This is a genomic window from Belliella filtrata (genome assembly GCF_022549775.1).
Lineage (GTDB): Bacteria > Bacteroidota > Bacteroidia > Cytophagales > Cyclobacteriaceae > Belliella > Belliella filtrata.
On record NZ_JAKZGP010000007.1, the window covers coordinates 60,376 to 86,163 of the forward strand.

The 25,788-nt window shown below is 37.8% G+C and carries 21 protein-coding genes; 10 read left to right on the forward strand and 11 right to left on the reverse strand.

What is annotated here, in order from left to right; all coding sequences use genetic code 11:
* Positions 1-12: 12 nt before the first annotated feature.
* The 3 genes from MM239_RS04705 to MM239_RS04715 all read left to right on the forward strand — a co-directional run bounded on the left by MM239_RS04705 (position 13) and on the right by MM239_RS04715 (position 4,256).
* Positions 13-1,623 carry a RagB/SusD family nutrient uptake outer membrane protein gene (locus MM239_RS04705; protein ID WP_241347032.1) on the forward strand — a complete coding sequence of 537 codons (1,611 nt, stop codon included), beginning with the start codon at positions 13-15 and terminating at the stop codon, positions 1,621-1,623.
* 41 nt (positions 1,624-1,664) lie between these two features.
* On the forward strand, positions 1,665-2,753 hold the full coding sequence (locus MM239_RS04710) for an endo-1,4-beta-xylanase (protein WP_241347034.1): 1,089 nt from the start codon (positions 1,665-1,667) through the stop codon (positions 2,751-2,753).
* Between the two features lie 87 nt (positions 2,754-2,840).
* Complete coding sequence (locus MM239_RS04715; protein WP_241347036.1) at positions 2,841-4,256, forward strand: hypothetical protein; 1,416 nt, start codon at positions 2,841-2,843, stop codon at positions 4,254-4,256.
* Between the two features lie 124 nt (positions 4,257-4,380).
* Here MM239_RS04715 and MM239_RS04720 read toward each other — a convergent pair whose 3' ends face one another.
* Positions 4,381-5,454 carry an endonuclease/exonuclease/phosphatase family protein gene (locus MM239_RS04720; RefSeq protein WP_241347038.1) on the reverse strand — a complete coding sequence of 358 codons (1,074 nt, stop codon included), beginning with the start codon at positions 5,452-5,454 and terminating at the stop codon, positions 4,381-4,383.
* A 123-nt stretch (positions 5,455-5,577) separates the two neighbouring features.
* Positions 5,578-5,895: a HesB/IscA family protein gene (locus MM239_RS04725; protein WP_241347040.1), complete on the reverse strand. Its 318-nt coding sequence runs from the start codon at positions 5,893-5,895 to the stop codon at positions 5,578-5,580.
* A 485-nt stretch (positions 5,896-6,380) separates the two neighbouring features.
* Here MM239_RS04725 and MM239_RS04730 point away from each other — a divergent pair, with 485 nt between their 5' ends.
* Complete coding sequence (locus tag MM239_RS04730; protein ID WP_241347042.1) at positions 6,381-7,544, forward strand: pyridoxal phosphate-dependent aminotransferase; 1,164 nt, start codon at positions 6,381-6,383, stop codon at positions 7,542-7,544.
* A gap of 3 nt (positions 7,545-7,547) precedes the next feature.
* The gene (locus MM239_RS04735; protein WP_241347044.1) at positions 7,548-8,690 is read left to right on the forward strand and encodes an AEC family transporter; all 1,143 of its coding nucleotides are present in this window, start codon (positions 7,548-7,550) and stop codon (positions 8,688-8,690) included.
* 70 nt (positions 8,691-8,760) lie between these two features.
* Here the strand turns inward: MM239_RS04735 and MM239_RS04740 are convergent, their stop codons facing one another.
* The 9 genes from MM239_RS04740 to MM239_RS04780 form a co-directional block, all read right to left on the reverse strand.
* Entirely contained in the window at positions 8,761-10,110 is a 1,350-nt protein-coding gene (locus tag MM239_RS04740) for a DUF5723 family protein (RefSeq protein WP_241347047.1), read from the reverse strand.
* A gap of 310 nt (positions 10,111-10,420) precedes the next feature.
* Complete coding sequence (locus MM239_RS04745; RefSeq protein ID WP_241347048.1) at positions 10,421-11,821, reverse strand: NAD(P)(+) transhydrogenase (Re/Si-specific) subunit beta; 1,401 nt, start codon at positions 11,819-11,821, stop codon at positions 10,421-10,423.
* Positions 11,818-12,135 (reverse strand): NAD(P) transhydrogenase subunit alpha, encoded by a 318-nt coding sequence (locus MM239_RS04750; protein ID WP_241347049.1) that lies wholly within the window; start codon positions 12,133-12,135, stop codon positions 11,818-11,820. The genes MM239_RS04745 and MM239_RS04750 overlap by 4 nt, the downstream gene beginning before the upstream one ends.
* Positions 12,135-13,262, reverse strand: a complete 1,128-nt coding sequence (locus MM239_RS04755) for an NAD(P) transhydrogenase subunit alpha (RefSeq protein WP_241347051.1) — start codon at positions 13,260-13,262, stop codon at positions 12,135-12,137. Before MM239_RS04755 ends, MM239_RS04750 begins: the two co-directional genes overlap by 1 nt.
* 179 nt (positions 13,263-13,441) lie before the next feature.
* Positions 13,442-14,635: a hypothetical protein gene (locus tag MM239_RS04760; protein ID WP_241347053.1), complete on the reverse strand. Its 1,194-nt coding sequence runs from the start codon at positions 14,633-14,635 to the stop codon at positions 13,442-13,444.
* Between the two features lie 4 nt (positions 14,636-14,639).
* Positions 14,640-15,458 (reverse strand): type 1 glutamine amidotransferase, encoded by an 819-nt coding sequence (locus tag MM239_RS04765; protein WP_241347055.1) that lies wholly within the window; start codon positions 15,456-15,458, stop codon positions 14,640-14,642.
* A gap of 46 nt (positions 15,459-15,504) precedes the next feature.
* Entirely contained in the window at positions 15,505-16,611 is a 1,107-nt protein-coding gene (locus MM239_RS04770; RefSeq protein WP_241347057.1) for a carboxylate-amine ligase, read from the reverse strand.
* Position 16,612: 1 nt separating this feature from the next.
* Positions 16,613-17,569, reverse strand: coding sequence for an ATP-grasp domain-containing protein (locus MM239_RS04775; RefSeq protein ID WP_241347059.1), 957 nt, complete (start codon positions 17,567-17,569; stop codon positions 16,613-16,615).
* A 115-nt stretch (positions 17,570-17,684) separates the two neighbouring features.
* Positions 17,685-18,398, reverse strand: coding sequence for an esterase family protein (locus MM239_RS04780; protein WP_241347061.1), 714 nt, complete (start codon positions 18,396-18,398; stop codon positions 17,685-17,687).
* A 771-nt stretch (positions 18,399-19,169) separates the two neighbouring features.
* On the opposite strand from MM239_RS04780, the gene MM239_RS04785 reads away from it, so the two are divergent.
* The 5 genes from MM239_RS04785 to MM239_RS04805 all read left to right on the forward strand — a co-directional run bounded on the left by MM239_RS04785 (position 19,170) and on the right by MM239_RS04805 (position 25,786).
* Complete coding sequence (locus MM239_RS04785) at positions 19,170-19,895, forward strand: DUF6577 family protein (RefSeq protein ID WP_241347062.1); 726 nt, start codon at positions 19,170-19,172, stop codon at positions 19,893-19,895.
* An 80-nt stretch (positions 19,896-19,975) separates the two neighbouring features.
* Positions 19,976-20,962, forward strand: a complete 987-nt coding sequence (locus MM239_RS04790; RefSeq protein WP_241347064.1) for a nucleotidyl transferase AbiEii/AbiGii toxin family protein — start codon at positions 19,976-19,978, stop codon at positions 20,960-20,962.
* Between the two features lie 577 nt (positions 20,963-21,539).
* Positions 21,540-22,550 (forward strand): 2,3-diaminopropionate biosynthesis protein SbnA, encoded by a 1,011-nt coding sequence (gene sbnA / locus MM239_RS04795; protein ID WP_241347066.1) that lies wholly within the window; start codon positions 21,540-21,542, stop codon positions 22,548-22,550.
* Positions 22,519-24,408 (forward strand): FAD/NAD(P)-binding protein, encoded by a 1,890-nt coding sequence (locus tag MM239_RS04800; RefSeq protein WP_241347067.1) that lies wholly within the window; start codon positions 22,519-22,521, stop codon positions 24,406-24,408. The genes sbnA and MM239_RS04800 overlap by 32 nt, the downstream gene beginning before the upstream one ends.
* On the forward strand, positions 24,356-25,786 hold the full coding sequence (locus MM239_RS04805; protein ID WP_241347068.1) for a type III PLP-dependent enzyme domain-containing protein: 1,431 nt from the start codon (positions 24,356-24,358) through the stop codon (positions 25,784-25,786). Before MM239_RS04800 ends, MM239_RS04805 begins: the two co-directional genes overlap by 53 nt.
* Positions 25,787-25,788 lie beyond the last annotated feature (2 nt).

Consider the following 25,788-nt stretch of genomic DNA (forward strand, 5'->3'; position numbering starts at 1 on the left):
CTGGTCAAAAACATGAAAAAGATATTATATACAATCATCATATTGATCCTTGCAGGTAGTACAGGATGTGATGAAGAGCAATTCTTAAAAGAAGACCCGAGAGATAACCTGTATGCTGATAACTTGTTTGGGACTTTTCAAGGTTTTAGGTTAGCTACCAATGCTTTGTTGGATTTTGTCCGTGATGAGCGAGAAGATAAAATCCAATCTGCCGAGCTCGGCTTCGCATGGAAGATTGGGGTGGATAATGGATGGGCAAATACTGAACTATCATGGACTAGAGGACTCAATCAATATAATATTGAATTGAATCCAGAGATGCAGCTACTCAATGGAGACACAGCTGGCAATCCTGGTATATTTTTATTGATGTATCGAGCGATCAACTCCGCAAACATGATCATCGCAAGAGCTGAAAACCCAGCAGTGGATTGGGAAGCTACTTCTCCGGAAATGGAATTGCAAAACAAGCAATTGATTTTGGGACATGCTCATCTTATCAGAGCTTGGGCGTACAGACACTTGGTTTATAGCTTTGGAGATGTACCTATATCGACAGAGGAGATCAATGGATTGAATTACAAGAATGACTGGGAGCGAAGACCTGTTAGAGAAGTCCAAGAATTGATCGTAGAAGATTTGCTTCTGGCAGAAGAATATTTGCCACATGTGTCAAACAGCGTTTTGAACTTATCCGGTGCTATAGCTTCGCATTATCTAGCAGAAATGTACTTATGGATGGATATGCCAGAACAGGCAAGAGATAAAGCATCTACAGTAGTATATGGTGGTGATTTTTCTCTCACTACTTCACGCTTTGGAGTTAGGGCCAATGAGCCTGGAGTACCTTTTATGGATCAGTTTTATGATGGAAACATCACAAGAGATCAAGGGAATAGAGAAGCGTTATGGATTTTCCCAAATTCAGATGTTTTAAATCTTCCAGGGGCAAGTTCTAACTCTATGAGAAGGTCTTGGGTGATCAATTATAATGGATATGCTCCATTTACTCCAGAAAATGGTGGCAGGGGGATTGGCAGACTTGCTATTTCAGCATGGGCATTTAGTATTTATGAGCCTCAAGATGATAGGTTTAGCGAATATGCTGTAAGGAAGTTTTACATAGGTTTCGATGGAGATACAATCCGTACCCACATGGAGCCAAGTCAAATGAATATCAATAACAATCGATGGGCTTCTACTAGGAAATGGGATTGGACCTACAATGATCCGAATCTTTGGAATGCAAACTATGCTTTTGCAGATCAAGTCTACTTAAGGGTTGCAGAGACTTATTTATTGCTGGCAGAGGCAGAGTTTAAACTTGGTAATTTGGGTGAGGCAGCAACGCTGATCAATCAGATTAGGAGAAGATCAAATGCTAGTGAAATTTCTCCAAATCAAGTGACAATAGACTTTATTTTAGATGAAAGATCAAGGGAATTGGTTACCGAGGAGCATAGGAGACACACTATGGTAAGGACTGGTAAATTGGTAGAAAGAAATCGAGCGCACAACAGGTTTGCTGCAAGCATTCAAGAATTTCAAGTTTTGTTACCGATTCCACAGCGTGTGATTGATGCCAATACAGATAGGGTAATGCCTCAGAATCAAGGATACTAAATGACATGATCGAGGTAATGGTAAATTAAAATATGAATAAAATGAAAAAATATAGTGTGATGATAGGACTTTTTCTACTGATAGGGAGTGGCATGTGGTCTTGCTCTGATTCAGGTGAAGAACCAGTAGTAGAGATTCCAGATGACCCTGATAAAGAGGAGGATAATATCCGGTTAAAAGCCAAATTTGATATTGGCGCTGCGGTAACTAATAGAGAGCTTTCAAGTGCTCAATATGCAAATACACTTCGTACGCATTATTCTCAAATTACAGCTGAATTTGAAATGAAAATGGCTCACATCTGGAAAGGTGAGAATAATTATGACTGGGCAGCAGCCGATGAAATGGTCAACTTTGCCCAAACCAATAACATGAAGGTACATGGACATACTTTGGTTTGGTATAGCTCATTTCCGAATTGGTTCAAAAGTGCAAACTATGATTCAGCTGCATTTGAATCTAGAGTGAAAACATATATCGAAAGAGTTGTCCAAAGGTATAAAGGTAAGGTGGTGAGTTGGGATGTCGCTAATGAAATATTTAATGACAATGGTACATTGAGAAGTGAGAACTGTCCTGTCTATCAGACATTTCGTGATCCAATTGCTTTTTATGGGAGGTGCTTTGCTTATGCAAGAGCTATAGATCCTGATGCCAAACTATTCTATAATGATTACAATGTAGTGTTAGCTTCTGGTAAAAGAGGGGCTATGAGACAGCTGGTCAATCGCTTTCAAGCAGATGGATATCCAATAGATGGCTTAGGAGATCAATTCCATTACATGGTGTCTACGAATAGGAACACAATTAGAAATGGCCTTACGGATATGGCAGGATCTGGATTATTGATCCATATTTCCGAACTGGATATTAGGGTCAATGTGAACAGGGAAGATGACTATGTATACCTGCCCTCAGAGCAAGCAAAGCATGCAGAAGCATATCGAGATATAGTTAGTTTTTACGAATCTATTCCACAAAATCAAAAATTTGCAATTACTACCTGGGGAGTTGCAGACAATGGGACATGGTTGAGGGATTGGTGGCATCCAAAAGAATATCCTTTGTTGTTTGATGATAGTTTTCAAAAGAAAAGGGCATATAATGGCTTTTTAGAAGGATTGAACTGACTAAGGGAAAGTAAATTTCTCGAACCTATTTTATAACACAAAGCAAGGGGAACTATTAGACAAGTTTCCCTTGCATAATCTTGAAAGATGAATCATTTCAAATACACACTTACAATTATACTGATCACTATGGTGATTTTCGGTGTACAAGCCCAAGACACCAATGGGTTTTATGAAGTAAAAGCAAGAAAAAATGCTAATGATACTGTATGGGGTACTTACCAAGCGAAAACAGTAGATCATATACCTGCATTGAGAAAAAAGAAAAAATCTCCGATACAAAGTAAGTATGGAGGGTGGAAGTTTATGCAGTCAGAGGGGACAGGATTCTTTAGGATAGAGAAAATTGATGATCGATGGTGGATCATAGATCCAGATGGATACCCGTTTATACATAAGGGAGTTGCAGTCTTTCGGCCTGGTAAATCTGAAAAGCAAAAGGCATCAATGAAAGACAAATACAATGATATCCAGACCTGGGCAGAAAAGGAGTCGACATTGTTGAAAGCGCATGGGTTCAATGGTACTGGAGCTTGGTCTGATGTGGATTTATTAAGACAGCTCGAAGATCCACTTGTCTACACAGTGATCGTCAACCCCATGGGGAATTACAAATCTGATCATATTAAGAAATATGGTGGTGAATATAAGCAAACTGGCTGGCAAGGCTTTAGGTTTGATTTGATCATGGTATTTGATCCAGAATTTGATGAATATGTAGATAAAGCCATAGCGACAATTAGTAAATATGCTGAAGACAAGCACTTACTTGGTTATTATACTGATAATGAATTGCCTTGGAAAAATGATGCTCTTGATAGGCACTTGATGTATTTGGCTAAAGATGAGTATGGTTATCTTGCTGCAAAAGCGTGGTTAGATGAAAGAAAGGGAAAGGATGCGAGTATAGACGATGTTAATGATGATGACAGGTTAGCTTTTACTGCATTCTATTTTGAAGAGTATATTTCAAAAGTAAGTACAGCTATAAAGAAATATGATCCTAACCACATGTTTTTGGGCTGTAGGTTCAACCAAGAAAAAGAGGAATTGCAGAATCCAGCGATTTTTGAGGTAGCTGGAAAATACATAGACATTATTTCAGTAAATCATTATAGAAAATGGGAGCCAGACTTGGCAATGCTTGAAAACTGGGAGAAATGGTCAGGAAAGCCTTTTATTATTACCGAGTGGTATGTAAAAGGAGAAGATTCTGGTCTACCCAATAGAACTGGAGCAGGCTGGAATGTCCCTTCTCAAAAGGATAGAGGGATTTTTTATCAAAATTTCGCAATGAAACTATTAGAAAGTAAGTCTTGTGTGGGTTGGCACTGGTTTACTTACCAAGATAATGACCCATTGGATCTTACCACAGATTATTCCAATAGGGATTCAAACAAGGGTATAGTTGATAGTGAGTTTAATGCATATAAGCCTCTTATGGAATCGATGAGAACTTTCAATAACAAGGTGATCGATTTGATACAAATAATGGATAATTAATTGGGTTTATTGTTTTGACACCCTAGAGACATAGTTTCTAGGGTGTTTTTATTTTTTAGCCTCAATTTTTATGGATTAATTCCCCAAAACCTCACTTGACTTTTGTATTTCTTTAAATGCTATCCTACTCAATTTCTTCACTTTCCTTTATCAGTGGTGAGTTCCATTTGAACTTCGCTGATACTGGATAATGATCAGAGTAGTCTACCTCATTGTGTGTCCTGAACTCCAATATTTCTAATAGATCATCATAGAAAATATTGTCAATTCGTAAAAAGAAAAGAATCTTATTATAAGTAAATCCAAAACCACGTCCGGCTTTTTCAAAAGCATTATTCATCAGTTTTCTCAATGAAAAGTAGGTGTAGCTGTAGGGTACATCATTGAAATCTCCCACTAAGATATTTGCATATGGGCTATTATTCATGTGCTCTTTTAAAACACCTAGTTGAGAAGCTCTTACGACTTGGCCTCTCTTTAGTTTGCTGAGGGTTTCTCTGTAGTTTTCCTTGATCCCATCAATATCTGTCAAACCTTCGGAGGAAATAGACATCGATTCAAGATGAGCATTATATATCCTGATCGTATCTTTCTTGACTACAATGTCTGCGAATATAACACCATTGTTTCTTTTAGTATCAAATACCTTTCCTTCGTTGATTATGGGATATCTACTAAATATAGCCAGCCCGAAGGATCTTTTAGAAACATTCCCGTCTACGACTTGATAAGAATACTCATAACCTCTTTCTGTACCGATAGCTTTGATGGCATTTCTGGAAGGTGTGGTGTAGTCTTGGTAGAATTCCTGAAAGCATTTGATGTCAGAGTTGTCGTCCTGAAGCCACTTGGTAATGTTTTTGGTAACCTCCTGGACGTTTTGTCCAGGTTTAGTGTAATTGAGCATATGTACATTGTAGCTCAATACGGTAAGGTTTGGTTCAGCTTCTTTGGGTGTGTTTAGTTGAAAAGTAATACCAATAAACTTCCATCCTATCACTATTGCGATCAATGGTAAAAAGGCTAACTTCCTTTTAGAGAATGCTAACAAAATGAATAAAATAGCATTGATCACGATCAAAAAGGGAATCAGTAATGTGAGTAGTCCGGCGTATGGAAAAAACTCTGGGGAGATATAGACGCTAAGAAAAAGGAAAATAGAAACAAAAAAGATAGATCCTGCAATGAAACGCAACATGGGTAGATGATTTTAAGATTCAAAATTATGTCTAATACTGATGCTATGCAAGTATTTACTGTCTCTTTGCGTTGGTATTGTTAAAATTTAAGATTGCCTTTTTTGACTTCAAGATCGATTATGTCACTCTGCATCATGTCTCTTTGGAATGTCTGGATTTATAAATGTGAAACCTCTAGCATCATTCCCTTCATAAAAATCTATTTGCATTCCCATGAGAAACATGAAATGCCTCTTTTCGATCAATACTGGAATATCCTCAAGTTCAAATTTTTGGTCACCATCTTTAAGCTTGTCAAAACCTAAAGCGTATGACATACCACCACATCCACCACCTTTAACGCCTACCCTCAAGCAGTAGTCAGCAGGGATGTTTTTTGTTGAAATGATGTTTTTGATTTCGATTTGGGCTTTCTCTGTAATACTTATCGGTATGATCATGGTGTATAAATCGAATTTTTATGAAATCGGTTCATTTACTTGTTCAAAAATAGTTAATCCATTTTTATTTATCTCGTCGCTGTGGTTATTAATGAATGTCATGTGAATTTTTAACATGTTTAAATAAAAAATTATACAAAAAATAAAAATATGGTTTTATAATAGACTAAATATCCATAGATTAACAGAAAATTTCAAGAATACGGTTTTAAATAAGACCTTGTTTTAGAATATCGCCCAAATATAACCTTTTTGAAAACCTCTGTGATAGGGTAGGAGATGAATTATAATTTCAGCAATAATCAACCTTAAATCTTTGAAAAACTAGCTACTACTTTGATTTAGGCAAAGACTCGTAGGGAGCTAATCGGGTTAGTTTAAAAGGTAAAGTTGGTTAAAGTTGTATGATAGTTCTAATGAGCTGTTTCAGTGTGTTTTCTTAAAGGTGATTCATGATTCTATTTCTAAAAAAAAACTATAAGCAAATGAAAAAGTCAATCAATCGAAGATCATGGATTAAGAAATCCTTCTTGGGAATAGGTGCTATAGCATCAATGCCGAAGCTTGTAAGTGCCATGGATGTAAATGCAGCATTCCCAAAATCCAGCTTTTATGAAATCACTCCTCGTGAAGATTTCAATGCACCAAGAATGCTTGCAAGATTGTCCGCAAATGAAAATCCATACGGTCCTTCACCAGCAGTAGTCGAAGCTATAAAGGAGGCGGTTGTGACTGGTAATCGCTACGCCCATAGAGATGCATCTGACTTGATCGAAATGATCGCCAAAAAAGAAGGTGTAAGTCCTAAACACATCATGCTTGGTCCAGGGTCTTCAGATTTATTAGAGAAGATGGCTTTTGTATCATTTCCTTCTGGTGGGAATATCGTGTCTGCAGATCCTGCATACATGTCTATCATCAGTACGGCAAGAGCTTTGGGAGCAAGCTGGAAGCCTGTAAAACTTAAATCAGACTATTCTCATGATCTTGAAGCCATGAAGTCTGCTATAGATAGTGATACCAAGTTGGTGTATGTCTGCAATCCAAACAACCCTACTGGATCCATAACAGCCTCAGATAAATTGAGATCATTTTGCTCAGATGTATCTTCCAAAGTCCCCGTATTTGTTGATGAAGCATATTTGGAGTTTCTAGATGATAGTCAATCACATTCTATGGTCGATTTGGTGGCTAAAGGTGATGATGTAGTGGTGGCGAGAACTTTTAGCAAAATTCATGGTATGGCTGGTTTGAGGATAGGTTACATTGTGGCTCAGCCAGAGCGTATTTCATCTATTACTGATAAAGTTAGGAGTACAATGGGTTTATGCTCTACTTCCCTTAAAGGCGCCATAGCGAGTATGAACGATGAGCAGTTCACTGCAGAATGTAAGAAGCTCAATACGGAATGTAGATCATTTGTGGTTGACAAAATATCCGCTATGGGGTATGACATAATTCCATCATCTACCAGCTTTGTATTGTTTCCTATTACCATGAACGGAATGGAATTTATGAAAGCAATGAATGAATCTGGAGTGAGTATTAGGGTATTTAGTATAGATGAGAAACCATATTGTCGTGTGAGTATGGGTACGATGGAAGAGATGGAATATTTTGTCGAAACTTTCGAAAAAGTAACAGCTTAAACTATGAGTATAGCATTACAAAAAACATTTTCACTGATTTTACTTATTGTCCTTGGGCTTGTGCTCAAGCGAAAATTTACCCAGCCTGAACAGCATAAGGGGCTTAAAATGATCATCTTGGATGTAGCACTTCCGGCCATGATTTTTGTGGCTCTGTTGAAGATAGAAGTAAATCCAGATTTGTTGATCTTGCCGGTGCTTGCCTTGTTGTTCAATATTTTGTTTTTGTTGATTTCAAAATATGCCTTACCAGTTTTGGGGATCGAGCAGGGTACAGCATCTATGCGAACACTTTTACTATTGCTACCATCCCTTGCACCCGGACTTACTTGTTTCCCATTTGTAGTGTCTTATTTGGGAGAAGATGTGCTAGCATGGGCAGCATTAGCGGATATTGGCAACAAGTTTTTTGTATTGGTATTGGCGTATTTATTGGCGATTTCTTGGTATTACAAACATCATCAGCTTAAAAAGGCCTCAACAAAGGATAGGGTAAAGCAGCTCTTGCTTGCCATGCTCAAAGAACCAATCAATTTAGTAATGATCTCTGCAATCATTTTATTAAGCTTTGGGATCAACATGGAGTCACTTCCGGTATTCATGTCAGAGGCAATTTTGATGATGAAAGACATGATGACTCCATTGGTATTGTTGTTTATTGGTATAGCTGTGGTATTCAAATGGGATCAATTAAGGATGTTAGCTGGTATGTTATTGTTCAGGGCTGGAATTACATTTGTTATCAGTGGAATTTTTGTGGCTTTGGTACCCATGCCGATTGAAGCGGTCTTATTGGCTGTGGTGTTTCCTCAAAGCGCCGTCAGTTTCTGGCCATTTGCTCATATGTCAGCGATAAGGTCAATGGAGTTAAGCGATGAATCAAAGAAGGTTAAACCAACTTTTGACTTGGAGTTAGGAGTGAATTTATTGGCGCTTTCTATGCCATTCAGTACGCTTTTGATCTTGGGTATATTTTCGTCAGGTACTTATTTCACCAACCCATACCATATTTTCTTGTTTGGTGGGATCATGCTTATTCTCTCCTTCTTGCCAAAAATCTCTAAGTGGATAAGTACATTAGCCATGGAAGAAGAGCTGGGGAGTTTGAGTCAGCAAAAATTAAATAAAAATAATTCAATTGAATAATTAAAGTGGTTTCAAGGTTTGATAGCAAATAAGCCTTGGTAGTTTACCAAGGCTTATTTTATGTTTTGTATTAAAATCGACCAAATCCCCAACTTAGTCCCATGTGGAAATCAGCTTGTTTGGAGTCTGCTGTAAAGCCTGTAAGTAAAGAGTTACTACCTACAAAGAATCCTCCATACCTAAGTCCTAGCCCTCCGTTAAAGCCTGAAATTTCTGTTTGAGTCCAAGGTGAATAAATCTCCAACTTACCTAGTACAACTCGTGGTGTGAGTACCAATACATTTTGAGAAGACAATTGTTGGTTTGAGTTTACATCCCCAAATCTCTGTTGGATGAAAGCACTACCATGGAGTACTCCAATGATGTGCATTTCTGCATATGCAGAAATCACAGAAGGCAAACTTGTTCTTATTCCAGTTGTCTCTGAAGATCTTGTAAAGTACCCACTTGAGATTAATTGATTTTCTATCTCTTCAAAATTACCTTCAAGTTGATCTATTCTAAAGCTATCACCTTCTGGGATGTCAATAGAATAGGTGTTGTTAGTTTGACCTTTTGCGAAAGTCATACTTCCTAAATTCATCAGTGATAGCCCAGTATTGAGTTTAGTCCTTCCTCTGTCGTCTTTTATTTGATAATTTGCCCCTAGGTCAAGCCCAAAACCATTTGGGGATCCTATATTGAAACCATTGCTTCCTAAGCCGAAATTTGAACCATTGAGATCAGATTCAGAGTAGCTGAAGTTCAATGAACCAGAAGCTTTCGTTACACTTACAGCTGTATTAACTTGGTTAATTTCGGCACGGAATTTATCTAAGCCGACATTCGCATACACACCCGGCATGAGTATTTTTGCTGTGGCACCGACAGAAAGTTTATGTTTTTCTGTATCAAAAATTTCTCTACCAACTACAAAGCCAACCTCACCATAAGCTGTAGCATTAATTCTTTGGTTGTATTCGGTTGCTATCGCTACAGAGTTACTCTGTCCAGCAAATTGAATATCCAATAAAGATTGACCTAAAGTTGGATCGAAATCTACAATGTCCGCTTTAGTAAAAACCTGAGTTGTCAATCCAAATGCCCATTTCCCTGACTTTATTCCAATCGAAGGTCCAAGTATATTAGCCATTGATCGAAAATTTACTGGTCCATCAGCCCTTTGAAAAGCGACATCAACGACATCCCCACCATATTCAAAAATATCACCAAAGGAAATGATATTGTTACTCACAGATCCATTGAATGAGAAAAAATTCACATCAACTTTTTTGTGAAGGTTATTGATCTCAGCGGGATTCATGGTTGCGCTGATGATTCCTTTTCTAGGGCTATTTTGCACACCAATAAATGAAGTCTGAGCCAAGGCCTGTTCAAAGCCAAGGGTGATTAGTAGCATGGGTAAAAATAACTTTTTCATAAAGAAGAATTATGTTTATAAATGAGTGTTGAATTTGCTTGATGTAAAGAGAAAATTTCTAGGTTTATTTAAAATATGCCGTTTTAAAGGAATGAAATGCTTTTTGAACCAGTAATATTTTCTTCACGAATGTTTTAATTTTTCATTCTTTAGCCTGTAAAAGAAATAAGATTATTAAATTTTATTCTTGATTCCAGAAATGCATTCAAGAATAAATTAGCGTAAAACACTGTTTTCTTAAGTATAAAATTATAAAAAAAGGAAGACTTGTTGGTAGTCTCCCTTTATTATTTTGTTATTTTTAGATTTGTTATACCTCTTTTACTTCAGAAGTTAGTTTTTGTAAAGAATCTTTTGCATCTCCAAAAAGCATTCTGGTCTTAGGATAAAAGAAAAGTTCATTTTCAATTCCAGCATACCCAGCACTCATGCCTCGCTTCAATATGATAACATTTTTAGCTTGGTCAACTTCCAGGATAGGCATGCCATAGATAGGCGAGGAGCTGTCGTTTTTCGCTGCAGGATTTACCACATCATTTGCTCCAATTACGACAACCACATCAGTGCTTGCAAGCTTAGGGTTGATTTCTTCCATCTCTTGAAGCCTTTCATAAGGTACGTCTGCTTCAGCAAGCAATACGTTCATGTGACCAGGCATTCTTCCAGCTACAGGATGGATGGCATAATTTACTGTTACACCTTTTTCCTCAAGCAATTTTTCAAGCTCATGGCAGATATGTTGAGCTTGTGCTACAGCAAGTCCATACCCAGGAACGATGACTACTTGCTGGGAATAAGATAATAGCACAGCAGTATCCGTAATGCTGATTTCCCTTACTGTTTGATCGCCAGCTTCTCCTTTAGGACCTCCTGATGCATTGCCTCCAAATGCACCAAGCAAGACATTAGTCAAAGACCTATTCATGGCTTTACACATCAAAATAGTGAGAATGGTACCCGCAGATCCAACTAAAATACCACCAGTCAGCATGGCTTTGTTACTATATAGAAAGCCTCCAAATGCAGCGGCCACCCCAGTAAACGAATTAAGCAAAGAGATCACAACAGGCATATCTGCACCTCCGATTGGCATTACAAATAACACACCATATATCAGGGATATGGCTAATAAACCGTAGAATAATGGCGTACTATCATTACCTAGCATTTGGTAAACTGTCAAACCTAGGATGGTTGCCAACATGAGCATGTTGACTACTTGATTCATCGGTAGGACAAAGTCCTTGATTTTTCCTTCCAATTTTCCATAAGCAATCAAAGAGCCAGAAAAGGAAACTGACCCGATAATCAGACCAAGTAGCATCACCAAAAACTCTCCATCAAACCCTAGGGAAGCTGAAGTATTGTGGTTTTGGTATTCGATCACAGCAATCAGTGCAGCACAAGCACCTCCCATTCCATTGAAGAAAGATACCATCTGAGGCATGGCTGTCATCTTGACTTTCTTTGCCATCATGGTACCTATGATAGTCCCAACCACTAATCCTAAAGCAATCAACCCGTAGTTAAGGGTTTTCGAGTTATCAAATGGTTGATATATGGTAATGGTAGCAATCACTGCGATAAGCATCCCTACTGCCGCAATGAGGTTGCCTTTACGGGCACTTTCAGGGTGGCTAAGCATTTTGAGCCCGATTACGAAAGTCAAAGACGCAATCAAATAGGCTATTTCAAGTATATTTAAGGTCATGATTTCTTCGGTTTTTTCTTGAACATCTCTAGCATTCTATCGGTCACCACAAATCCTCCAACGACATTTAGTGTACCCATCACTACTGCTAGAAAGCCAACAATCAAGGATGGGTAATTGTCGGGAGAGGCATGCAGCATTACGATGATTGCGCCGACCACTACCACACCATGTACCGCATTGGCTCCGGACATCAGCGGGGTATGCAAAATGGCAGGAACATTTGATATGACTTCGACTCCGAGTAGTATTGCCAAAATCAGGAAATAAATCATTTCCATGTTTTCGCCTATATAATTCAGTAATTGTTCCATTATGATTGATTTAAAAGTTGAGCGACACGTGGACTTTTTGCTTCTCCTGCATGACAAACACAAGTACCAAGGACTATATCGTCTTCAAAATTGAGGTTGATAGCTGCGTCTTTGATGATGAGTTTTAAGAAGTTTAGGTAATTTTTACCAAACATCTTGCTGGCATCCTGCGGGAGTTGGGTAGCAAGGTTGTCTACTCCAAAGATTCTGACTCCATTGACTTCTACAGTTTGATCAGGTTGAGAAAGTGCGCAATTTCCTCCAGATGATGCTGCAAGGTCTATGATAACTGAGCCTGGCTTCATGGCAAGTACGGTCCTTTCTTCTACCAAAAGAGGTGCTTTTCTTCCTGGTATTTGGGCAGTTGTAATGATTGCGTCAGCTTTTTGAGCGTGCTCATGAATGGTGTCCTTTTGTTTTTGGATATATTCTTCAGATTGTTCTACAGCATAGCCGCCAGCTCCTTTGTCTTCTTTGGCTCCTTCTACATCGATGAATTTGGCACCGATAGAAAGTACTTCTTCTTTGGCTGCCTTTCTGACATCAAAGGCATACACTGTGGCTCCTAGTCTTTTGGAGGTTGCGATGGCTTGTAGCCCAGCTACTCCTGCACCGATCACCATTACCCTGGCTGGAGTGATACTGCCAGCAGCAGTCATGAACATTGGAAAAAACCTAGGAAGGCTATTGGCCGCAAGTAAGGCTGCCTTGTAGCCGCTTACAGTAGCCATAGAGGAAAGTACATCCATGCTTTGAGCACGTGTAGTACGTGGCACAAGCTCCATACTAAAAGCAGTCCGTTTTTCTTTCAAGAGGAATTTGGTGAGGTCTAGGTTATAGAGTGCCCCCATTTGTGCCAAAAGTACCGCGTCCGGCTTCATTTGGCTGATTTCGGTGGTAGCAAGTGATTGAATACCGCAAATCATGTCTGCTGTGGTCAATATAGCTTCTCGAGTGGCAATAGTAGCACCTGCAGCTTCATAGGTGGCATCACTTGCAAATGAGGCTTGCCCAGCTCCTGATTCTACGACTACAGCTGTGCCCCAAGAAAGTAAGGTTTTGACCGCCTCTGGGAGTAAAGCCACTCGTGCTTCTCCCGTTGGTTCTTTGAGAATGCCTATCTTCATGTGTTAAGGTTGTATTGGAATAGTGTTAAAGTTTTGAAAGGCTTGCTTTCAAAGTTTAAAACTATCAAAAAGAATAAGATAAAAAAGTGATTTTTGTCATTATGATTTGCAATGTTTCAAATATTTGAATTAATGCTTGCCATTTCTGATAAAAAATAAAATTATGTATGGTGTTTGGGTTAGTTTGATTCAAACAATCCTATTGTTCCTCCAACCCAATCTTTGTCTTTGTTGAATTTGACGCCTATCATTTCTCCTCTACTGAGCCTTACAAGGTTGGTCATGAGGGTTGGCTTCTCATCTTTTTCTGGCCAAACAAGAAGCATTCTGACTTCTGCTTTGACTTTGGTATCTGGAGCTTGTAAAATGGGTATATAATTCACCTTTTTTTGGAGTATATAGAGGTCTTTTTCGACCACAGCCTCTATGTCAGAGGGTTTGACGTGAAATACTACACCGCTTCCTGAAAACGAGAAAAGTGGCTTTAGGACGTAGTTTTCCAAATCTTCAGGAATACGTTGTAAGTCGGATAGTAGGGTTGACTCAATGAAATATGGCCCACTGAGCATCGGTAGCATGTATTTGCTGATTCGAAAAAACCAATTGGGATGTCCAGCCCATTCAACATCCAAATCTTCTTTGAAGTCAAATGCTAGCTTGAGATCCGTTCTGGTATTTAGTTCATCAAAGATGACACGATTGTATATTCTTTTGATTTGGACTAGATCACCTTGCTCGCTTTTGTAAAATAGTTTCTGCCCTTCCTTGATCAGGTCTGTAACGCAAAGAAATGGAATCGAAAGGTCTCGGGTGCAGTAATAAAAGTCTATTTTTGTGTTTTGCTTTTCTGGCTCAATTTCTAACAGTACCACTTCTGAAGGAGCATGTCCGTTAAGAATGGTTTCACTCAGCTTTTGTAAATAGGATGTTTTGTCTAGTTGTCCAAAGTATGGAGTGAGGTCATTAAGCGAAGGGTAATGCCTTAGGAATTTTTCATGAAGATGATGTTGAAAATTGAAAACTGAAGGAAACCCTTGAACTTCTATGAGTTTTGGGATCACTTTTCCATCTTCCTCACAGATTCCGAAATCTACAGCAAGAAACTGAGTGTGCTGGTCCTCATTTGGCACATCGGTATTGAGGTTGACGGCACGTTGTGTCTTTGATTTGAAATCTTCAGTTTGTATAAAATTTACTACATCATCCGTTGCTTCAATCAATTGCTTTTTCAATTCTTTGGAAATGAAAAATGGAGTTTCTGCGATTCGAAAAGTAGGTAAATAATCAAAATCACTTGCTATATCTTCTAGAAGCGCTTTATACTTTTCAGGGCTAAACGCGTCGTTGAAAAGTGTTCTGTATTTTTGAATCATATCTTTATTCTTGAAAAATTTCTTGTTGTTCTAAAATGTTGCCCATAGCCTCTTTTAGGAAGTTTGGGATGAGTGTTTCATTGGTTTTGAATATTTTATCATCATCTACCAAGTGCTCAAGCATGGTTCTGTACTTGGCTTTCCCTTTTTTTGCTATTATTTTTTGCTTTACTTCTTCTTTGCGAAGGTGATTCATAAAACTAATAGGGTCAGCTTCAGGGTGGAATTGGGTACCGACAATTTCAGGAGAAAACCTGATTGCCATCAAAGCCCTTTCATACTCCAGGTGAGTCCTTATTTTTTCCAGAGCAATTATTTTTGCTCCCATGGCTTGGAATTTCTTCATCTTAGGCTGTACCACTTGATAATCTCTGGAGTCTACTGCCCAAAAGGGATTTCCCAAAGATTCAAAAAGACTATCCTCTAATCCTTCAGCTGTCTTGTGAATAGACATTACTCCAAATGACGTCGACTTTCTTCTCGAAAGTGTAGCCAACCCAAATGTGTTGACAGCCATTTGGAATGAATGGCAAATCAACAAAAGGTATTTTTTCCTTTTGTTGATTTTATTCCATTCTATCAAATTATACAGGAACTGACTATTTTTGAGATCCCATATGCCGTCACCTTCGAGTGGATCGCCAGGACCTCCTGTGGAGATATACAAATCATGGTCTTTAATGTCTGGAAGCTCTGCTTTTCCTCGGACATCATAGACCTTGTATGTTAATTGTCCTTCAAATCTACTAATGATATCCTTGATGCAGCGCATGCCTTGGTTGGGCTCGCCATCATACATATCTAGTATGGCTACGTTAATCATTACGCTTACTATTTTCTACAAAGATACACAGTCAATTCAAATAGGGTTATATGCCTTTAGTAAATTGAGATGTGATAAAATCTACAATTTTGTGATGGTCTTGGGTCTCCTCCCAAATTTTAAGCTGTTTGTCAGCTCCTGTACCTTCTTTGAGGATCTGATGTACATAGTTAATCTCCTCTCTACTACCAAGCTCATCTACGACATCATCTACAAAATCAAGTAATTCAACCATCAATTCTCTGTATTCGACTTCTTTGTTTTCTCCGAAATCTATCATTTTACCGTCGATTCCATAGCGTGCTGCTCTGAATTTATTTTCTCTTATCAGTGCGATTCGATAGATGTTGAAACTGGTGTTGGAAAGGTTCATTTTGTAGAGCTTCGCGACTACAGCTTGTATCAAAGCGACGATGCAGATGGTTTCTTGAACTGTCAAGCACATGTCACATATTCTGAATTCAATGGTGCTGAAAAAAGGATGCATTCTTAGGTCCCACCAGATTTTTTTTGGATTGTCAATGCAATTAGTTTTTACCAAAGTATTTAAGTAGCTATCATAGGCTTGTACTGTGTCAAAGTATTCTGGAAGACCAGTTCGAGGGAATTTCGCAAATACTTTTGCTCTATAAGCTTTGAACCCGGTGTTTCTTCCTTCCCAAAAAGGAGAGTTCGCTGATAGGGCATAGATGTGGGGTAAGAAATAGCATGCTTGATTCATGATTTTCAAGGCTATTTCCCTATTCTCTATACCCACATGAACATGAAGACCAAAGATTAGGTTGCTTCGTGCAGTGTCCTGAAGCTCATTGACTATGTTATGATACCTTGGATCATCTGTGATCTGCTGATCTTGCCATTTAGAAAATGGGTGTGTACCAGAGGCTCCGACTACCAAAGCTTGTTTGGCAGCGAGCTCTACTATTTTATGCCTTAAATAAGCTACTTCATTTTTGGCGTCCGTGATATTTTTACAAATATTGGTACCTACCTCCACCACTGATTGGTGCATTTCGGATTTTACCTGCTCTTTCAGAAAAATCTTTGCGCCATCCACGATTTTGGACATGTGGGAGCGAAGGTCACGAGTATGAGGGTCTATGATTTGGTATTCTTCTTCAACCCCTAAAGTAAAAACAGGTAATTTTTTCATCTTAAAAACGTTTTGCTGAATTCACTGCATCTTTCATAAATTTTCCCCAAGTCAAGTTGATTTGACCTGGTTTTTGACTTTTTGCATAGGATATGGCCAATTTTGCAGATTCTTCCACTACCCATTCAAAATTTTCTTGACCTACTGAATTGATATCCGCGTCAGGTGCAGGGTTTCCAAAGTCAATTGCATAAGGAATCCCATCTCTAACCGCAAATTCCACGGTGTTGAAATCATATCCTAAACCTTGACATAGCGCTATGGTATATTCTTTAACCTTGGTAAGTAGCTTCTTTGAAGCTGGAGGACCATCTATCACATAGCGCAGGTGATGAGGATTGCGTGGTTCATACTGCATGATCCTCACCGCTTTTCCACCTAAGCAATACACCCTGAAGTATTCTGTAAAGACAATTTCTTCTTGAAGCAGCATTACCAACTGTCCAGTTTCTCTATGCTTTTGGAAAAACTCTTCTTTACTTTCTAATCTATATACGTTTTTCCAACCACCACCAGCATAAGGCTTCATATAGGCAGGGAATTTCACATATTCAAAGATTCCTTCCCAATCCAAAGGCATTTTTAAGTTCCTAAATGACTTAGCAGTAGTATCAGTAGGATGCTCTACAGAAGGTAATAATACTGTATTGGGTAAGGGAACACCAAGTGTGTCTGCGAGGGCATTGTTGAAAAACTTATCATCTGCTGACCACCAAAATGGGTTATTGATCACTGCTGTTCCTGTCAATGCAGCATTTTTCAGGTAAGCCCTATAGAAAGGGACGTCTTGAGATATCCTGTCTATGATTACTGCATATTCTGTCAATTGATTTTGTACCACTTTATCAATGGTGACAGCTTCGGCCACTATTCCTTTGATGTTTTGTTGATTTACTCTTTCTATAAATGCATGGGGAAAAGTGTCTTCCATGCCAAAAAGAATTCCAATTTTTTTCATGTTCTTTTATTTAGTTTTTCTTTTAATACTCAATTTCTAAAGAGATTCTTCGGCTTCTTAAAATAGATTTTGCTGTCAAGAAATCTTTTACGCTAAAACTTATAAGTTTAAATAATTAGTTGAATTTAATTCTGGATAGGTAATGAGGAAACATTTCTTTCCATACTGGCCAATCATGGTTTCGGTCTTTGCGAACATCTAGCCAATGACCCACCCGCTTTCCTTCAAGTACATCACTGAGCTTTATATTTGCCTCAAAGCAAATGTCCCAGTTTGAAGTGCCTAATACAATGTCCATTTTCCATAATTCTCCATCATGTAGATCTCTGAGAAACTCCAATGGGGAGTGGTAATAGATGTCTTCGTGCTGATAACCGTGCATGAAGCTTCTGATCTCAAAGGCTCCAGACATTGAAAACATATGACTAACATAACCAGGGTGACGAAACGCAAAGTTGGCAGCATGATAGCCACCAAAACTACAGCCAGCCATCACTACTTTGCCTACTGGGGTGTTGTATCTGATTTTCTCTACGATATCATGGCAAATCATACGGTCATAGGCAGCATGGTTTTGAATGCGGTCATGAGGATGAATTCCTTTATTGTAAAAACTATCACGGTCGTTGCTCATGGGGCAAAATACCTGAACCAAACCTTGCTCGATAAACCAACGTGCTGATTCAATTAATCCCATGTCTCTGTTTTCATGAAATGAACCCATGGAAGTAGGGAACAACACCACAGGATACCCGGCGTGGCCAAAAACAAGCATTTCAACGTCTCTGTGAAGATGTGGCGAGTACCACTTAAAATATTCTTCTTTCATATTAAATAATTTGTGCTTCGTCTATTAATATTAAGAGTAATTCATCAAAGTCAAAAAAAAATCCTCGATTAATTTCAATATCAGTATAAAATTGGGTTTGGAGAATTTAAAATGATTTTTTATTTGCAGGCAAGAAGTTAAGGGACTTGGACTCAACTATCAACATTTCGAACCGACTTTCAAATGATGTTGATATATTAAATACTCTATATCAAGATATAGTTTTCATGATTTCTTCTTTTAGGTTAAAGATTTAATTATGAAGCATCACCAGGATTCAGCCTCCACTGAATGCAAGAGGAAACGAAATAAATAGTAAGCAAAGCGCCACTGCTTTATGCCCTAGTCTCTTGCCATGTGTGGGGGATGACATCCTAAATCGCTGAGAAATTGAATAGAAAATAAAACTGACAGCTTCAAGCAATCATTAGTATTTGAGAAATGGAAAACTATCTTAAAGCGGCTGCTTTTAACTGTAAAGTCATCAATGATGCGACAGGCGGAGATTTATTATAAAGATATTCTGTCGGGATTGCTGACCAAATCGGATGATGGGGAGTATGTATTTCAAAATGCTAAGCAAAATATTCAAGGTTCTGTTCTGGTGTTTTACCCTTTTTTATAACATCTTATTTTAGACGTTAATTTACAATAGAAAATAGGCTTAAAATATTGGAAAACAAAAATCAGCTGAAATATAACTTTGACAAAATATGCCATTTATGCCGAACTTATATAAATTTGTGTTATATTTATCAAATAAAAACAATTTTGGCAGAAACGTTAGGGAAAAATATCGGTCGCTATTTTATGGAAAGTGAAAGACTTTCCAAGCAGAAGCTTGTGGAGTCAATAAAAAAGGATTTTCCATCCTGGTCTGATAACACAATCAATATGTACCTGTCCAAACTAAAAAAAGAGGGGGTAATAAATACTCCTTCCAGAGGGATATATGAGATGGATCGTAGCATTCCTTTTCAACCCAATATTTCAAATAATTTAAAGAAATTATTTAATAAGGTAAAACATGAATTCCCTTATATCGCTTTTTGTATTTGGGATACGTTGTGGTTAAATGATTTTATGCGTCATCAGCCATTTAAACATTATGTCGTTATTGAAGTAGAAAAAGATGCGTCTGAATCTGTATTTGCCTTTCTAAGAGAAAGCAATAAAAACGTTTTCTTTAATCCTGGTGAGGAAATATTTGACCGATACATTCATAATCAAGATAAAGTTCTTATTGTGAAAAATATGGTTTCGGAGTCTCCTTTGATGGAAAAAGATAAAATTAATATCCCTGCATTGGAAAAGTTATTGGTGGATATGTTGATAGATACAACACTTTTTTCGGCACAGCAAAATGAAAGAGAGTTTATTATAAGAAGTGTAATGCAGAAATACACTTTAAACCAATTGAAGATGCGTAGATATGCCGCCCGAAGAAACAGAGAAGAAGAAATTGAAATACTGATAAATATAAGTTTGGCAAAATAATGTTATTTGTGCCAATAATATAAAACCTGATAGATACAAAATCATACACAATAGAATGGATTACCAACTTAAGAAATAAGTTGGGAAAGCGAATTGACCCAAAGCTTATTGAAAAAGTAATATATGCTTTAACACTTTTGGAGCAACTGCAATTGAATAATCTGAATTTTGTGTTTAAAGGCGGAACGGCTCTACTTTTAGCAACGGAAATACCTAAGCGGTTTTCGATAGATATTGACATCATTACAGAAGAACCTGAGGATAAAATCAAGGAGGTTTTAGAAAAGATAAGCCAATTAGAAATGTTTATCCGTTGGGAAGGTAATAACGACCGAAAACATACGCCAGATGCACCCATCGGACATTTCAAGATGTTTTATAAAAGTGTTGTAGATAGTCACGAAGAGCCGATACTATTGGATTTATTATACACGTCCAATACATACCCTGAAACAAAAGAATATCCAATAAATCATAATTGGTTAGCCACGTCGGGGAAAAATACGATAGTTGTATTGCCAACGTTTGAGGCTATTTTGGGAGATAAGTTAACGGCTTTTGCACCCAAAACCACAGGCATATTATATTCAAAACACCGTCCAGTCGAAATCATTAAACAATTGTACGACATAGGATTTTTGTTTGACCAAATAACTGACCTCAACGTAGTAAAAGAAAGTTATTCGAGAGTGGTGCAAGAAGAAATCGGCTATCGAAAGTTAAATATGGATGCTGACGAGGTATTGAAAGACACCTGGCAGACTTGCTATACATTGGCGGAAAGAGATACAAAATCTGATGAATTCAAGCACCTACAATTGGGGATTAAGAACTTTACAAATTTTATTATTGACCGTTTTTCAATCGTAGAAGCCATAACAGCATCATCTAAAGTTGCCTATCTGACATCATTACTGAATAAAGAAAATCAGGAAATCGAACGGTTTAAAAATCCGTTGGAAATCAAAGATTGGTTGATTGATGAGCAAACATACAATAAATTGAATAAGTTAAAAAAGACCAATCCGGAAGCATTTTTCTATTGGTATAAGAGTATTAATAATTAAGAGCAAATTATTTTAACAGAAAACTTGGAACAGGGTCAAGTGGGTATTTATCATGAAGCGATAATCATTTTCAGCCCATCAAAAACTTTGCTTCAGCAACAGCCTCTATATCCTCGAAAAAGTTCAATATAATTCCGCCTCCCGCTAGTCGAGTGGAGTTGGCAGGATTACAAATCTTAACAAGTAAGTGATTTATGTTTTTTTAAATAAACATATATTTTATATAATTTAAATTGTTGTAAATACCGTTTATGTTTAAATATGTTTTATTTAAATAATTTTTAACACTGGTTTTAACTATTTGGTAAATTATTTGTTGTAATTTTAAACTAGTTGTTTGCCAAGAAATCAACCTATCACCTAGAAGTATTTTTCTTGGATATCTAGCATCTTAAGTGATGTGTATTTTGAGTATCGTTTCTTCAAGTTTATTTGAGTGAAACATTTCCTCTTTTGAAGGAAAAACAATTTGATTTAACTCTGATTTTCGAGTTTTTAAGCGTAGCGTATCCTTATGAAAGCTTTATATGAAGCGATCATAGCATTTGATTACCCACATTACTAAACCAACTATTATATGATCGAATATTTGAATAGAACGATGCAAGTGCCATGCGGCATAACTTCATTCGTGGGAAATACAGGTCTTGTGAGACTTTCCAAACTTTTCCCTGACAAGCAGGTATATGGAAAGCTCGAGCTAATGAATCCAGCTGGAAGTATCAAAGATCGTACAGCAAAATTTATCGTGGAAGAGTCCATGAAACATGGACTTATCGATAGGAATTCAATAATTGTGGAGAGCACATCTGGTAATATGGGTGTTGGTTTGGCACAAATTTGCTTGTATCATCACCTAAAATTGAAGCTAATCGTTGACCCCTACATCAATACACAAACCTTGAAACTTATCAAAGCTTATGGCGCTGAAGTGGAAATGGTACAAACACCAGACGAATCTGGTTCTTATCTGAGTGCTAGAATAGCCAGGGTCAAAGAAATTCTTGAGCAGCATTCCAACGCTTTTTGGGTAGAGCAATATGAAAATCCACTAAACCCGATGACTCATCACAATACTTTTAAGGAAATTGAAGAGCAATTGGGTCAAGCCCCAGATTTTATCCTTTCGGCAACTAGTACATGTGGTACTTTAATGGGCTTGGCTGAAGGGAGTTGGTGTGAAGAGAATCTTGTCAAAGTAATTCCTGTTGATGCTTATGGTAGTGTGATTTTTGGAGGTTCCCCTGCAAAAAGGGTTATACCTGGTTTTGGAGCATCTGTTCCTGCCAAGCTTTTAGACAGAAGGCTGATACATCAGCCACAATGGGTTCACGAATGGGAGTGTATTGTAGGCTGCAAAAAATTACTGAGTCAGGAAGCGATATTGGCAGGTGGCTCCACGGGAGCCTTAGTGGCTGCTGTTGAGAAATTAGAAATGGGACGAGATGAAAAAGCTGTGATCATCATTTGTGACCGTGGCGAGAGATACCTAGATACTATCTTCTCTGATCAATGGATCTTAGAAAACTTTGGGTACGAAACCTTATCCTTAATCAATGAAAAAGCATATGACTATGTGGGGAATTGATTCAATAAGAAACCTTTCTTGTCAAAGCAAGTCGTTGCTTGAGGATTTTCACAGTGGCACTTATGCTCAAGAGGCCAATCTAAGAATTGCAATAGTAGGAGGAGGACCTAGAGGTGCTTATGCGATAGAACGACTTGCAAGTGTATGGAACTCCAAAGGGAAAGGAAAAACTTTAGAAATTGTTTGCTTCAACAAAACACCTGATTTTGGAACAGGTCCTAATTTTTCAACTTCCCAACCAGCATATTTGTTGATGAATAACCCTATTGGTCAAGTCAATTTTTGGACCGAAGAAAAAGAGCAGTTGATTCATGATAGACCAAATTTGGTAGAGTTTATCAAAAGGTACAAAGTTGACAAAGAGAAGCATGTTCAGCCTGACCAATTTTGCTCACGAGCACTGACTGGATTATATATCAAGCATTGTTTTGTCAAAGTGATAGAAGCATTACCTGCTAATATTAGAGTTCATTTGATAATAGATGAGGTAGTCAGTCTTCTTGATGAGGAGGGAAAAGTCAAACTTCAAACCCAGTCTGGAATGCTAGGAAGTTTTGATGAAGTTATTTGCTGTTCAGGCCACAGCTATACATTGGATACCAAGGAGCGACATATTTATGATGGAAAAATGCAAAACTCTACTAAAGGATTAGTAAATCAAATCTATCCTATAGAGAACATAAGCAATCAAAAAGTTAAAGGCGAGAAAGTAGTCGTCAAAGGTCTTGGACTTACAAGTATTGATGTGATCCTTGGACTCACAGAGGGAAGAGGTGGAAAATTTTATCGAGAAAATGGAAAACTCAAATACTTACCGTCAAGAAATGAACCACATTCAATTTATGCATATTCTAGATCTGGGATCCCAATGATGGCCAGACAGCCTCCACTGGCTGATAAAGTTTTTACTTTGAGGTTCTTTTCTCAAGAATCGGTTGATTATTTATGTCGTAGCTTCAATAAACTTGACTTTAGGAAGCAAGTTTTACCTTTCATAGTGCATGAGTTTCGATACCAATATGTAATGCATTTGTTACACTTTTACACCAATCAGCATATCCCTCAAGACAAAACTTTGTGTGACTTGGAACATTGTGCAGGACTCTTATTTCCAGGTTTCAAACCATTTGATTTGAATGAATTTCTTAGTCCAAAGTTCAGCTCTATACGGGCGCCACATCAAGCTGTGAAATACCTGAGATTGAGTGCAAACCCAGATAAAGCTAAACCTTTACAAGCTTCTCGTATTGCTATGTCAGCCCTTTGGGCAAAAATATACCCTTTATGTCAGCAACTTTATGCTTTTGGGAAATTGACGGGAACAAGTCAGCGTTATTTTGACAGGCATTTTTATAAGAAAATACAACGCACAGCATTTGGCCCGCCCAAAGAGAATGTAGAAAAGCTTTTGGCATTAGCAGACACAAGTATTTTGAGTTTCGGAAAAGGTGAGTTAGCAAAAACAAATAAAGTTGCAGTGCACAATGCGTCCGGCAAACCTGAACATAATAAAATTGCAAAGACCTGTATTGATGCCAGAATTGCAAAGTCAGCTGGATTTGCTACTCAGCCAGAGTATATTCAACGACTTTTGAATTTACAAAACGTCAACTTTTTTGATAATGATGGCTATACCCCTGGTTGTCTGGCTTTGGATCAAATAGGTAGGGTAGTCAGTCAAGAAAGGATTTGTATGTATGGAGTACCTACTGAAGGATGGACACTAGATAATGAAAGTTTATCGAGAACAAACAATAACCTACTATCCAATTGGATTCAAACGAGTTTAATAAAATATACTAAAAATGAAATATTTGCCTTTAACACCCATTTTACACCCTTGGATAGAAGAGCTTAACAAAGACCACGATTTAATTTTTGATTGGATAAGTAAATTTGGTTCTCCTATCAATTTGATCAATTTGGATGTGTTCGGAGAGAATTTTCAGGAATTTGAGCAGGTCTTTAATAAGTATGGTCTCAAACACAAAATATTTTTCGCAAGAAAATCTAATAAATGTAAAAGTCTCGTCTGGGCAGCCAAAGAGTTAGGATTCGGAGTAGATACAGCAAGTATTGAGGAACTTGAAGACTGCGTGGCTATTGGGTTGGAAGCATCATCAATTACAGTCACTGCCGCTATCAAAAACCAAAAACTTATAGAATATGCTGTAAAGCATCAGATACCGCTTATTTTGGACAATGAGGACGAATGTGATTTATTGCAGAAAGTACTTCAGGAATATGATGAAACCTTAAATGTTGGGATTAGGCTCAGTGGTTTTCGGCACAAAGAGCAAAGACTTTATTCAAGGTTTGGTTTTGATGTGGAGAAGGTTAAAGATTTTCTCTTTTTGCATTTCAATCCTCGAGGGAAATTCAACAGGTTAAATTTTGATGGATTTCATTTTCATCTGAATGGCTACAGTGTGTCAGAGAGAGCTTCTGCACTTTTTCAAACCATAGCTTTAGCCGATGAAATAAGGCCACATGGATTCGATACTTCATTTATTGATATAGGTGGTGGGATTTTGATGAATTACCTCGCTTCAGCAGCTGAATGGGACGAGTTTCACCAAGCTTTGAAAGAGAGTGCTAAAAATGAAAAGGAGGAAGTAACTTTTCAGAAAGATCTACTAGGGATGACTTTGCAGAATGGACAGGTAGTAGGTGAACCAAAGGTCTATCCGTACTTCAATAAATTGTCTCAAGGTAAGTTTATAGAAGAAATTTTATTAACTGAAAAGCAAGGTCAACGTTGCTACGATTTGCTTAATGAGAGAAATATTGAACTAAGAATAGAGCCGGGGAGATCAATTTTGGCTCAAGCGGGACTTACTGTAGCAAAAGTAGCCTATCGTAAGCAAGATGCAGAAGGCCGCTTATTGGTAGGGTTGGAGATGAACAAATCACAAATGACTAGCGCTAGTGCAGATTTTTTGGTTGACCCGCTGTTTATTCCACAAGAAAAGTTGAATTCAGAACCATGTGAAGTTTACTTTGTCGGAGGATATTGTCTTGAGCAAGACTTTATTTTGAAAAGGTGTATTAGGTTACCACAGTTTCCACAGATTGGTGATTTGCTGTGTTTTGTAAATACTGCGGGATATATGATGCATTTCTATGAAAGACAAGCACATGGGTTTGACTTGGCAAAAAACCTAATCATTGGAACCAAAAGGACATGGGAGGCTAAATCAGACGAGATCTTTTGGGAGGCACGGTTAAATACTTGATA